The sequence below is a fragment of the Clostridium hydrogeniformans DSM 21757 genome (genome assembly GCF_000686705.1).
Taxonomy (GTDB): Bacteria; Bacillota; Clostridia; order Clostridiales; family Clostridiaceae; genus Clostridium_Z; species Clostridium_Z hydrogeniformans.
Genome location: NZ_JMLJ01000017.1, coordinates 26,695 through 39,919 on the forward strand (window position 1 = coordinate 26,695; position 13,225 = coordinate 39,919).

At 31.6% G+C, this 13,225-nt stretch carries 12 protein-coding genes; 2 read left to right on the forward strand and 10 right to left on the reverse strand.

From position 1 onward, the window contains the following. Positions 1–130: 130 nt before the first annotated feature. The 6 genes from buk (BR69_RS0110810) to cdaA all read right to left on the reverse strand — a co-directional run bounded on the left by buk (BR69_RS0110810) (position 131) and on the right by cdaA (position 7,030). Entirely contained in the window at positions 131–1,201 is a 1,071-nt protein-coding gene (gene buk, locus BR69_RS0110810; protein WP_027633205.1) for a butyrate kinase, read from the reverse strand. Positions 1,202–1,225: 24 nt separating this feature from the next. Then, the gene (ptb, locus tag BR69_RS0110815; protein WP_027633206.1) at positions 1,226–2,131 is read right to left on the reverse strand and encodes a phosphate butyryltransferase; all 906 of its coding nucleotides are present in this window, start codon (positions 2,129–2,131) and stop codon (positions 1,226–1,228) included. 3 nt (positions 2,132–2,134) lie between these two features. Next, positions 2,135–3,214, reverse strand: coding sequence for a butyrate kinase (gene buk / locus BR69_RS0110820; protein ID WP_027633207.1), 1,080 nt, complete (start codon positions 3,212–3,214; stop codon positions 2,135–2,137). 128 nt (positions 3,215–3,342) lie between these two features. Further along, the gene (locus BR69_RS0110825) at positions 3,343–4,956 is read right to left on the reverse strand and encodes an NAD(P)/FAD-dependent oxidoreductase (protein WP_027633208.1); all 1,614 of its coding nucleotides are present in this window, start codon (positions 4,954–4,956) and stop codon (positions 3,343–3,345) included. A gap of 14 nt (positions 4,957–4,970) precedes the next feature. Further along, positions 4,971–6,209 (reverse strand): CdaR family protein, encoded by a 1,239-nt coding sequence (locus tag BR69_RS0110830; protein WP_027633209.1) that lies wholly within the window; start codon positions 6,207–6,209, stop codon positions 4,971–4,973. Then, complete coding sequence (gene cdaA, locus BR69_RS0110835; RefSeq protein ID WP_027633210.1) at positions 6,176–7,030, reverse strand: diadenylate cyclase CdaA; 855 nt, start codon at positions 7,028–7,030, stop codon at positions 6,176–6,178. Before cdaA ends, BR69_RS0110830 begins: the two co-directional genes overlap by 34 nt. 317 nt (positions 7,031–7,347) lie before the next feature. Between cdaA and BR69_RS0110840 the strand changes: the two genes are divergently transcribed. Together BR69_RS0110840 and BR69_RS0110845 are read left to right on the forward strand one after the other, a co-directional pair. Next, a complete protein-coding gene (locus BR69_RS0110840; RefSeq protein ID WP_027633211.1) occupies positions 7,348–8,313 on the forward strand; it encodes a hypothetical protein in 966 nt (321 codons plus the stop codon). Positions 8,314–8,446: 133 nt separating this feature from the next. Then, a complete protein-coding gene (locus BR69_RS0110845; protein WP_423219678.1) occupies positions 8,447–9,028 on the forward strand; it encodes a cell wall hydrolase in 582 nt (193 codons plus the stop codon). Positions 9,029–9,048: 20 nt separating this feature from the next. Here BR69_RS0110845 and BR69_RS0110850 read toward each other — a convergent pair whose 3' ends face one another. From BR69_RS0110850 to BR69_RS21205, 4 genes are all read right to left on the reverse strand, one after another. Beyond that, positions 9,049–9,918 carry an NAD(P)/FAD-dependent oxidoreductase gene (locus BR69_RS0110850; protein ID WP_027633213.1) on the reverse strand — a complete coding sequence of 290 codons (870 nt, stop codon included), beginning with the start codon at positions 9,916–9,918 and terminating at the stop codon, positions 9,049–9,051. A gap of 399 nt (positions 9,919–10,317) precedes the next feature. Beyond that, positions 10,318–10,623 (reverse strand): thioredoxin, encoded by a 306-nt coding sequence (gene trxA / locus BR69_RS0110855; RefSeq protein WP_207640768.1) that lies wholly within the window; start codon positions 10,621–10,623, stop codon positions 10,318–10,320. A gap of 88 nt (positions 10,624–10,711) precedes the next feature. After that, complete coding sequence (gene iadA, locus BR69_RS0110860) at positions 10,712–11,884, reverse strand: beta-aspartyl-peptidase (RefSeq protein WP_027633215.1); 1,173 nt, start codon at positions 11,882–11,884, stop codon at positions 10,712–10,714. Positions 11,885–11,911: 27 nt separating this feature from the next. Next, positions 11,912–13,216: a tetratricopeptide repeat protein gene (locus BR69_RS21205; RefSeq protein WP_027633216.1), complete on the reverse strand. Its 1,305-nt coding sequence runs from the start codon at positions 13,214–13,216 to the stop codon at positions 11,912–11,914. Positions 13,217–13,225: the final 9 nt, after the last annotated feature.

The window sequence follows — 13,225 nt, forward strand, 5'->3', positions numbered from 1 at the left end:
AATTATAAATATACTTGAAATTAACTTTCAATTGACGACATTTTTTGATATTACTATTTTATATAAATTTATATTATTGCTAAAATACTAAGACAGCAAAGTCATAAAACTTTGCTGTCTTAACTAATTATTATTTATATATTTTAGCTTCCTCTTCCTTATTTAAAACTCTTAAAGCTCCTTCTGCTAGAGCTAGTAATTCATCTTCTCCTGGATAAACCACTACATTTCCCATAAAGCTAACTCTTTCTTTTATATATTCTACCATATCCTTTGCATAAGCTATTCCACCAGTAAGGATTATAGCATCTACCTCTCCTTTAAGAACTGCAGCACACTTACCTATTTCTTTAGCAGTCTGGTATCCCATAGCTTCAAATAGAAGTTTACACTCCTTATCTCCTTCAGTTGCCCTGTCTCCTACCTCTTTTGCATTATTAGTATTTAAGTAAGCAACGAAGCCACCTTTTCCTGTAAGCTTCTTCTTAATATCTTCTTCAGTGTACTTTCCACTAAAGCAAAGCTTAACTAAGTCTCCAGCAGGTATTCCCCCTGATCTTTCTGGGGAAAATGGACCTTCTCCATCTAAGGCATTGTTAACATCAACAATTCTACCTCTTCTATGAGCTCCTACAGAAACTCCGCCTCCCATATGAGCAACTATAACATTTATATCTTCATATTTCTTATGAATTTCCTTTGCATATCTCTTAGCAACAGCTTTTTGGTTTAATGCATGGAATATACTCTTTCTTTCTATCTCCGGCATACCAGATATTCTAGCAACTTCATCCATTTCATCAACAACCACTGGATCAACTATGTAGGATGGAATATTAAGCTCTTTTCCTATTTCATTAGCTATTACTCCTCCTAAGTTAGATGCATGTTGTCCTTGAACTCCAATTCTTAAATCTTCAAGCATTACATCATTTACTTCATAGGTTCCACCTTCAATGGACTTTAAAAGGCCTCCTCTACCAACAATAGCGTTTAATTCTTTTATGTTAAAATTCTTTTCTTTTAGAACATTTAGTATAACTTCTTTTCTAAAGGATAGCTGATCAAATATAGTTTCGTACTTTTCTATCTCTTCACTGGAATGTCTTAAAGTTTCAACTAATACTGGATTTTCATTTTCATAAACACCTATTTTAGTAGATGTAGATCCTGGATTTATTATTAATAATTTAAAGCTCATCTTTTAGATCCCCCTATATTTAAATTATTTGCAAGAAGCTACAAGGGCAGCTAATGCAATTGAATTAACTTTTGTTTCAAAGCTATCTGCTCTTGATGTAACTATAACTGGAGCCTTTGTTCCAACTAAAAGTCCACCATTTTTAGAATTACTTGTGTATGTTAAAGTCTTGTACATTACATTTGCTGCATCTATATTAGGAAGAACCATTATATCAGCTTTTCCTGCCACTGGTCCTGATATATTTTTATGAGCTGCAGCTTCCTCTGATAAAGCATTATCAAGAGCTAAAGGTCCATCAATTATACATCCCTTTATTTGTCCTCTTTCATTCATCTTAGATAACATTGCAGCATCTAATGTAGATGGCATATCAGGGTTTACAACCTCAACAGCACATATTGGAGCTACCTTTGGACATTCTATTCCTACAGCTTTAGCAACTGCTACTGAGTTATTTACTATATCTATTTTAGCTTTTAAATCTGGATACATATTAAAAGCAGCATCTGTCATAAATATTAATCTATCTACATTAGGTATTTCAAAAACTCCAACATGGGACATAAGCTTTCCAGCTCTTAATCCTATTTCCTTATTTAAAACTGCTCTTAAAAAGTTAGCTGTATCTATTAATCCCTTCATAACCATATCTGCTTTTCCACTAGATACAAGCTCTACAGCCTTTAACGCTGCCTTTGGACCATTCTCTTCATGGATTATTTCATAACCACTTAAATCCATGCCTATTTCTTCTGCTATTTTTCTGATTTCGTTTTCATTTCCTACAAGTATAGCCTCTGCTATTCCTTCCTTTTTACATTGCATTAAAGCTTGTAGTACTGGTTCATCCTGTGCTACAGCTACTGCAACCTTTTTAATATCAAGAGACTTTACCTTTTTTAAAACTTCTTCAAAGCTTTTAACCATTTGTTACACCTCTTCTTCATAAATTTTAGCTTTTTCTTCCCCACATACAATTCTTAGTGCACCTTGTGCAAGAGCTAACATTTCATCCTCCCCTGGAACTAGCTTTACTGGTGCTATAAAGTTAACACTTTCTGCTATCCAAGAAGTAAGCTTTTTATTATGTGCAAGCCCTCCTGTTAATATTATAGCATCTATTTTGCCAAATAAAACAGTTGACATTGCTCCTATTTCCTTTGCTATCTGATAAGCCATAGCTTTTAATATAATTTCCGCTTTTTTATCCCCATTATTTATCATATCATCCACTTTTCTACCATCATTGGTACCTAGATATCCTACAAAGCCTGCTTCTCCAACCATTTTCTTTTTAAGTTCACTTTGAGTATATTTCTTGCTAAAGCATAGTTTAACTAAATCTCCTGCTGGAAGTCCTCCTGCTCTTTCTGGAGAGAATGGTCCATCTTCATTAGCATTATTTACATCTATAATTCTACCATTTTCCACAGGAGCTACAGATATTCCCCCTCCTAAATGAGCAACTACATAAGAAGAATTGTAAAAATCTTCACCTATATTTTCACAAACTCTTCTTGTGACAGCCTTTATATTAAGTGCATGTACTAAAGATCTTCTTGGTATTTCTGGTATACCTGATATCCTTGAAACCTCTGTAATTTCATCTACTGCAACTGGGTCAACTATAAAGGATGGAATCTTTAAGTCCTTAGCTATATCATAAGCAATTATCCCTCCTAAGTTTGAAGCATGTTGCCCTTGATATCCTATTTTTAAATCCTCTAATAGTTTTTCTGTAACTTTATAGGTTCCACCTGGCATCGGTCTTAAAAGACCTCCTCTGCCTACCACTGCTGATAAATCTTCTTTCTTTATACTCTTATTATCTAACCAATTTAGTATGACCTTAGTTCTCATATCCTTTTGATCATATATAGTTTCATAAGTTTTTATTTCTTCAGGGCTATGAGATAAATTTTCCACGTAAATAGACTCTTCATCTTTAAAAAGAGCTATTTTTGTGGATGTTGATCCTGGATTAATTACTAAAATATAATTGCCTTTCATATTTTTAAATCCCCCCAAATTAATTATATATATAATATTAGCTTTTCAGATACCTGAAAAGCTAATATTTAGAATTATCTATTATATTTTATCAAAACTTAAAATAAAAATGGTTATTTTCAGAAAATTTATTCCATATTTTTAAATTCCTTCATAATTTCTTCTGCAACCTTCATTCCATCAACTGCAGCCGATATAATCCCACCTGCAAATCCTGCCCCTTCACCACTAGGATATAGCCCTTTTAATGAAGTGCTTTGAAGCATGGTATTTCTTTCTATTCTCACTGGAGCTGAAGTCCTTGTTTCAATTCCTGTCATGACTCCACCTGATGTTGCAAAACCTTTTATCTTTTTCTCAAATTCCATAAATCCTTCTTTTAGTCCATCTATAACATAGGAAGGTAAACATTCCCTCATGTCCTTAAACTCATATCCTGGTCTATAAGTTGGCTCCACATTCCCTAAAGATTTTGTAATATTATCTTTCATAAAATCACTTATAAGCTGCACAGGGGCCTTATAGTTTCCCCCTCCTACTTTATAAGCTAAAGCTTCATAATATCTTTGAAATTCCATTCCTCTTAATGGGTTACTTCCTTGAAAGTCTTTAGGAGAAACACTAACTACAATGGCAGAGTTTGCATTTTTTAAATCTCTCTTATAATAACTCATTCCATTAGTTACAAGCCTTTCCTCCTCCGATGAAGCACCTACAACCTCTCCGCCTGGACACATGCAAAAACTATATATAGATCTATCTAATTTTTTACTTGTGTATGCTAATCTGTAGTCTGAGGCCTTAAGCCTAGGATGATTTTTATATATTCCATATTGATTTTCATCCATCATATCTTGAAGATGCTCTACTCTGACTCCTATGGAGAAAGGCTTTGCCTCCATATTAACCCCATTTTTATAGAGCATTTCATAGGTGTCTCTTGAACTATGCCCTATGGCTAAAATTAAAGCTTCACAAGGTACTTCTTCTCCATTTACAATTATAGATGTTATTTTTCCATTAGAAGAGTTTATTTCTTCTAGCTTTGAATTAAATAACACCTCTCCACCAAGACTTATTATCTCTTCTCTTATATTTTTAACCACATCTTTTAGTATATCTGTTCCTATATGTGGTTTTCCTCTATATATTATTTCTTTTGGAGCACCAGCATCAACTAGTTCCTTTAATATATAATCACATCTTCTATCTTTTATCCTAGTTGTAAGCTTACCATCTGAGAAAGTCCCTGCTCCTCCTTCTCCAAACTGGACATTAGACTCTTTATTTAATTTTCCTGTTTTCCAAAACTCTTCAACTGTTTTACTTCTTTCCTCTACAGCCTCTCCTCTTTCTATAACTAATGGTCTATATCCATTCCTAGCTAATAAAAGAGCTGAAAATATTCCTGATGGTCCAAATCCTACAACTACGGGCCTTGATTTTAGCTCTTTACTTCCAAATACTATATGATCTTCTAGTTGCTTGTCTTCTAGTTTTACATCATTATCTTTTATTCTTTTTAAAATTTTATCTTCATTTAGACATTCTACATCAACGCAATAATTAAACCTTATGGAGTTTTTACGCCTAGCATCTAAAGATTCTTTAATAATTCTAACTTCTTTAATGTCACCTTCTGAAATATTAAGCTTTTTATAAAGCTTTTTATAAATATATCCCGTATCCTTCTCTATGTCTTCATCTATATCTAAAACAATATTGTTTACTCTTAAGGTCATTAACTTTCCTCCAATTATTTTTTGCTTATGGTTACTTTTATTTTTTCTGGCTTACTACTTATAATCTTAATACCTTCTTTTACTGTAACTTTTACTGTAATTTCTTGTTCTCCTTCTACTGCATTACTTAAGTCTATTTCTGCTACAACTTCATTGTCCTTAAGATTTTTAATATCCTCTTCTCTTCCTTCTACATTTACCGTTATCTTATCGCTATCTAATGTTGCCTTTAATTCATTTTTTAATCCCTTCATGGCAATAGGTATAACTAATTCTTTTTTAATATTTTCCTTTGGAGGCTCCTCTTTAGCCACAGTTTCCACTACTACTTTTATATTTACTGAATCTCCTCCATTTAATATCCTTATTCCATTTGGAATTCTAAGCTTTGCCACTAATTCTTTATTCCCTGTTATTGATGATAAATCTATAGGTTCCGTATCCATAGATGATATATTCTTAAGCTCTGAGTCATTTCCTGTTACCTCTACCTTACTTGGGGTTGACTCTAAAGACTTTAAGGTTAACTTATCACCTAATGCCCCCTTAGTTTTTACATTTACATCTATAACCTTACTTTTTCTAATAGGTATTACTACATTCACTGTTGAAGGATTTATACTTACCTCCGATACCTTTCTTCCTGCTTCATTTACAGCGGTAAGAGGCAATGTAAGTTCTATATCCTTATCTACATTCTTTTCTTCTCCTTTTGCAATAAGCTCATTTACATTGTTAACATACTGAGCTGGTCCTGAAACCATGGCATTACTTGGACTTATTACAGGATTAGAAGCATAGTAACCTGACTTAGTTTTTGTAGTAACATCAGCCTTTATAGGTACACTCTTTTCCACAAGTTCATCTAAGTTCATCTTTATGCTGAGGGTTTCTGTTCTAATAATGTATATATTATTAGGTGACTGCTCTACCTTAACTGGGATATTGTTTTCTCCCTTTTTTAAGGCATAAGAACTAAGGTCCACCACTAGTTTAAATTGATCAGCTTTTACACGATACACATCATTTGCTGCCCCTTCAATAGATAAGTTAATCTTAAAATCTTGTGCTGGAAGCATAGCAAGCTTATATTGGGAAAGTACATCAGCATTTATAACCTCTACTGGTATGTTACTTATTTTTTTACTTATGGTAGGGTTCTCTACATTTGAAACATATAACCATAAACCAAAGGAAAATATAACACAGGCTATCTTAATTAGGATGTCTTGTTTTTTCTTCTTATTATCCACTTTTTCACCCTCTCCCCTGCAGTAAGTTTTCTAAGGTCTTTTCTATTCTTCATGAGCTTTAAAAGCTCAAACTTCAGTTCATCCCTTGCAAAATTCCTCTTAAGTCTTCCATTAACTGCAAGAGATATAGTCCCTGTTTCTTCTGAAACTATAATAACTAAAGCATCTGACGTCTCTGAAAGCCCCATGGCTGCTCTATGTCTTGTTCCCAGTTTTTTGCTTATTGTATTATTACTGGTTAAAGGTAAAACGCAGCCTGAAGAAACTATTCTATCATTTCTTATGATAGTAGATCCATCATGAAGTGGAGTATTAACAACGAATATATTTTCAAGCAATGCAGAACTAACTACAGCATCTATATTAGTTCCCGTTGCTATTATCTCTCCAAGACCTGTATTTTGTTCTATAGCAATTAATGCTCCTGTTTTACTTTGTGATAAGTTATCTACTGCTATAACTATTTCACTCATAACCTTTTCTATAACTTCTTCATTATCTAAAATATGTCTATCTATAAAAGTGCTTCTTCCTAAATGTTCTAAAGCTCTTCTTATTTCTGGCTGGAATATAATTATAATAGATAACACACCTATTGTTATTGTTTTACTTAATATGGTATAAACCACTCTTAGCTCTAAAAGATAACTTATAGGAATAAGTGCAAGTATAAATAATATTCCTTTCAGAAGCTGCTCTGCTCTTGTCTCTCTTATTAGCATATAACCTTTATAAAAAATATAAGCTACCACTAGAATATCAAGTACTGATGGTATAGATATATTTTTTACGGTATTTAAAATAACTTCCCAAATCTCCACTTGCCGTCACCTCTCTATACTCTATATCTATAATTATACACTAACTCTTTAAACTTTAGTATAAAATTACTCTCCTATAATTTTAAAAATTATTTAATAAATTAGTCATTTTCTGCATTTAACCTAAATATATTTAAATTAAAACCTAATTGTTAACATAAGGATAGAACGAATCTTCCTTCAGGTGGTGTTCTTTTCACCATCTGAAGATTAGATGAGTTAATCTAGGGGCGTATCAACTGTTGTCTCCCACCTTTTAAGAGGATGGGGGTACAGTTGGTATCCATCAGATAAAAATATTAATAGGTGGTGATGTTATGAAAAAATTATACTTAAATATTTTTTTAAGCTTTATTTTATTGCTTTTTTCTTTTACCCTGTTTAAATTTCTCACTCCTAAAAGTATTTCTGAAGGTACATCCTCTGAGTTAACTGAGTATATAAATAATATTAACTCATTGAATGAAAATATTCTTACCTTTTCAGATATATCTAGTAATAATGAGGAATTAAAATCTAAATTATCAGAAACTATTGAGGAGTTATCCTCTTTAAAAGACTCTCTTTCTAATTTAAATCCCAATAATATCTCTAATAATTTTTTAGAAAATGGTGTTGAACAAAACCTACTATTTTATAAACAACTTATTGGAATACTAAATAATCCCAAGGGGAAAGACATAGATAATAGTATCTCAGCTCTTATGAAATACGGACAAAAAACCAGTGAGTACTATGACAATCTCTCATCTCCTAAAATATTATTTACTTCTCAAGGGGAATCATTTATGAAAAGCTTTTATAAGGATTTGCACCCCGAAATAATGACTCTTAAGGAGAAAGAGAACCTTAGATCAGAACATAAAAACTTTTTATTAAACTTCGAAGGCATAATAGAAACATTTTTTGAAAATAACAAAGAGTATTCTTCTCTTATAGAGAAATGTAGAGGTAATACCCTAGAATTTGAGGATATTTTAAAAGATATAGATAAAACTGCTGCTTTAATGGATGAGTTAAATCTCAAACTTTATTCACTCTCTTATCCAAGTAGTGGAGTTGAAGCTTTCAATGCTTTTAATGAATCCCTAAATTTGTATAGTTCCTATATAAAAGAAGTTAGAAAAGCTATTTATTCTGAAATGTCTTCCTCTAAAAAATTAAGTAAATCTGATATCGACAAACTCTATGTAGCAGTAGAATCTGGAGAATCAAAATTTAAAAATTCAATAAGTATTTTTGAAAATAATTTTAAACAGTATAAAGAACTGGCTTTTAAGTAAGATATAAGTAGCATTTTATAGATAAATTCACATAATAATCCTAAAACACATTATACAGGGTATATTACTATGTATTAATACCATTATCTTGGGAATAATAAGGACATGAAAATTTTACATAAGGAGGCCTTTTATGCGAAAATACTCCATAATTGTTCCCATTGTAATGTTGGTATTTTTTAACATACTCTCTATAGAAACATTAGCCATGGTGAACTATCCAGTGGATTCTATGGTGTTTTTAGAATCTGACAGCTTATATACTAAAGAAAATAGTAAAACTCTTTATAAAGAAGATGAAGAGGTAGTGCAAGTATTTAATAGTGGAAATAATACGGTTCTCTTAACCAAAAGTGATATATATTTAATGTCTCAGATTGTTTATGAAGAAAGTAAGGGAGAACCTTATGAAGGTAAGGTTGCTGTAGCCTCTGTAATACTAAATAGGGTTACTCATCCCTCCTTTCCTAAGTCCGTTGAAAATGTAGTGAAACAAAAAAATGCTTTTTCATGCGTTATTAATGGAAATATAACTGCAAAACCTGATGATAGTTCTACCAAAGCAGTTATGGATGCAATTTTAGGAACTGATCCAACAAATAATGCAGTCTTTTTCTACAACCCTAAGATAGCTACTTCAAAATGGATGAAGGATGTTCCAAAAACCAACATTAAATCCATAGGGAATCACGTATTCTTTGATGCTAAAAAATAAGACATCTGAAATCAGATGTCTTATTTTTTTGAAGATAATTTATCTAAATATGATGCCGCACTTAAGGATGCTATATTTCCTTCCCCTGCTGACTTAATGTATTGATAAGGCTTTCCTACACAATCTCCAGCAGCAAAACATCCTGGTAAATTTGTTCTCATAAGTCTATCAACCTTTATGTGACCCTCTTCCATTTCAATTCCTGGTACAAGTTGCCCCGGAGATATACTATCTTTTAAGACAAATACTCCATGGGTTACGACCTCTCCTGTTGTAAGGATTAACTTTTCTACAAAATCTGATCCTATAATCTCTAAAGGTCTTCCTTTAAGAATCTCTATATCATCCTTTAAATCATATTCTCCTTGATACATAGGAAGATAGTATAACTTTTCTGTAAGTTCAGAAACAAAATTTGCTTCTTCTTCAGCTTCCTTATTATATCCTATAACTGTTACTATTTTGTCTTTATAAAGTGGTGCATCACAAGTAGCACAGTATCCTACACCTCTTCCTAAGAATTCCGCCTCTCCCTTTATAGGCTTTGTATACTCTATACCTGTTGCAAGTATTATAGAAGATGCCTCATATATTTTTTCATTTACCATAAGTGCATAATAATCTCCCATGGCATATACTGCATTTATTCTTTCTTCTACTATCTCTATTCCCATCGAATCTATATGAGTCTTAAATCTCTCCTTAAGTTCCTTACCATCTACACCATATAATCCTAAATAATTATTAACCTTTGGAGCCCTAGTTACCTTTGTGCTTAAATCTTTATTCCCAAAAACTATAAAATTTTTATTTCTTATACTTGCATTTAATGCAGCTGAAAGTCCTGCTGGACCGCTACCTATAATAGCTATATCATATCTATTGCCCATACTTTTCTCTCCCTTTTTTATAACATCTATCTTCCTTATGACTATTATAGTCTTTTAAACCATTATAGATGAAAGGAAGAAACCTTATTAATTTTTTCATATTACTTCGTCTTATAATTCATAGAAATATGAAATTTGTAGTAAATTTAATATTTCCTAAATAGTAAAATCATAATATTTTTATATTATTAATCATAATAGTAGCAGTTTTAATTCCCTTATTAAATAATTAAGGGATTAAAACTGCTAAACTTCAAAATTAAACTAATGTTTCTTTTCTTTGGAAATTTTAAGTTTCTAGTCCCATAGATAAATTAAGACTAGATACAAGAATTGTAAAGTCACCTTTAACGATAACTTATTTATGATTAAAGTTCATAGGAATTAAGTTTTAATTTCTTATACATGCTTTTTTATAAATTGCTCTATTTCTGCCTTAGGTCTAAATCCTACTATTTTATCAACTACTTCTCCATTTTTGAATAAAAGTATAGTAGGTATACTTGCTATTCTGTACTGCTCAGCTGATTGTGGATTTTCATCAACATTAACTTTTCCAAATTTAATATCTGATATTTCTTTAGATAGTTCATCTAAAACTGGTGATAACATTTTACATGGTCCACACCAAGTAGCCCAAAAATCTACTAAAGTTACTCCGTTAGATACTTCTGTAATTAAAGATGAATCATTTATCTCTCTCATTTTCATATCCCTCCAATATACCCCTATTGGGTATTTCTATAAATATATTTTATTACAATAAAAGAATTTAGTCAATAGTTATAAAGGATTACTCGAATGTTCCTTTAATTAAAATTTTATTTTTTCTCATACACTCTACGCCTTTTGATAATACCCCTTCTATGGTCAAATCTTCCTTACGTGCAATTATAAGATCTGCTGATTTTCCCTTAGCAATCCTTCCCTTATCATTAAGTTTTAGACAATCTGCCACATTAGAAGTTATGGTTTTTAAAGCCATCTCAAGACTTATTCCATCATTAAGTACTGCATCCCTTACCTCTCTATAAAGAGAAGATACTGATCCTATACCAAGTCCTATAAATTCTCTATTTTTATTAAACTTAGGTAGACTTCCCTGACCATCTGAAGAGAACATTATATTTTCTACTTTAACTCCCTCTTCTAGAAGCATTTTAAGTCCTCTACTAGCTTTAACTTCATCTTCCTCTAAAAAATCCGGATCAGAGCTAGTAGTTAAATCTACATACCCCCCTTTTTTTCCATGTTCTATAGCATCCTTAAAAAGATGTATACTTCTATTACAGTGGGTAGGAACAATTTGATTTATAGGTATCTCAGTATTCTCTATAAGCTTCCACATATACTGAAACTTTTTAGGACCATCACCTAAATGTACATGTACAATTCCAGCCTTACCACTTAAAAGCCCTGCAACTCTTGCATCTGCTGCAAGACTTATAAATTGCTCAAAGGTAGGTTGAGAAGACCTGTGATCCGATAGGGCTACCTCTCCAACACCTATAATCTTAGGAATTAACATTATATCTTCTTTAATTGATGACATAATAGTTCTAACTGGTATCTCATAAGATCCTGTATAAACATAGGATGTTATTCCTTCCTCTTCTAAGGCATAAGCCTTAGCAAGAAGTGACTTCATATCTCTACAAATACCATCAGTTCCTATACACCCTACCACAGTAGTTATTCCTGCTTCTATAAGTTCTGATAACTTTATTTCCGGGGTTCTTGTTTTAAAACTTCCTTCCCCTCCACCTCCACTTATATGGACATGAGCATCTATAAAGCCAGGCATTAAAATCATTCCATCCCCTTCTATTTCCCTTATAGATATAAAGTCTTCAGGTATTGAGATACTATCATATACCCCTTCTATTTTTCCATCTACAATAACAATAGTCTTTTTTCCTAAGTATTCCGGTGAGTAAACTTCAATATCTTTAATCACAGTTACCATAAACCCGCCTCCTTAAATATTAATACTCTAGTCTAGTATGTTCTTTATGTTAGAGTTGTTATACATAGAGTTTGGAAATTCCCCCCTTAAAGCTTCTGCATATTTAACTGATAAGGATTTATCTACTCCTTTATAAATCAGTGCCATTCTATATAATACCTCTTCTCTATATTCCCCATCCTTATATTTATCCACATATTCCTTATAATATTTTAGTGCGTTTTCCACATCCTCTGTGGATTCTCTTAAAAACCCGCTCATATAAAGTATATGAGGCTTTAAATAACTATTACCACTATATTCTTCAGCTATATGGAGTAATGGAGCCGCTTCTTTAAACTTTTTATCCTTTATAAGTTTACTTGCTTCTTTATAAGCTAATTCTAAGCCTTCCTTATCCATAAATTCTATGGCAGAGTTTAGAACTATCTTATCGTTAATTTTAAGATCCTTATTCTTATAACTTTTTATTATATTATTTATATATTTATAATCTTTATTAGAAATCTTATCTTTGACCTCTTTGCTATTAAAGTCTACCACATTCTCATTAGAATTCTTCTCTTCATCATTTTTATTAACCTCTATGGGATTATTATTAGACTCCTTATCTTTACTATTACTTTCTTCTTTTAAATCTACATGTCCTGTTTCATTATCACTCTTTTCGCTATTATCTTTATTAGAGTCTGATTTACTTACTATAGGTACTGAATTAAATATATTAAATCTTTTTATAAACTCATAGGATACTCCACACATTATAATTATTACTGAAGCACTCATAATGACTAGCTTAACTTTATTAGATTTATTTTTCTTAGTTACCCCTAACTCACCAACCTCTTTTCTTAATAATAAAGCTTCCTTGTTATTTTTATCTATTTTTAATATCTTTTCCAATGATTTCACGGCCTTATCATATTCCATAAGCTTTAAACATAGAGATGCATATAAGTTATTAACATTTATAGAATTAAAATCACTATCCATACACTTTTCCACCATAGCATATGCTTGTCTTATACTATTAGAGTTACTTAACTTAAGAGCATTTAAAAATTGCCTTTCCCTTTCTTCATCCCCACTTAAGCTTTCTAAGTATTTCTTGGCTATATTATCCTTATTAGCCTCATGATTAACCTTCCATATGTATTTTGATCCTTTTAAATCTCCCCTTAAATAGAGTATAAGACCTTTTAAATTTAATATTTCCCTATTGCTTATATCTTTAGATATTTCCTTTTCACAAAGGCTAAGGGCTTTATTTATTTCACCCTTTTCATAATATCTTAAAGCTTTTTTATAAACCTTATTGCTATTATTTTTCACTAGGTTTCC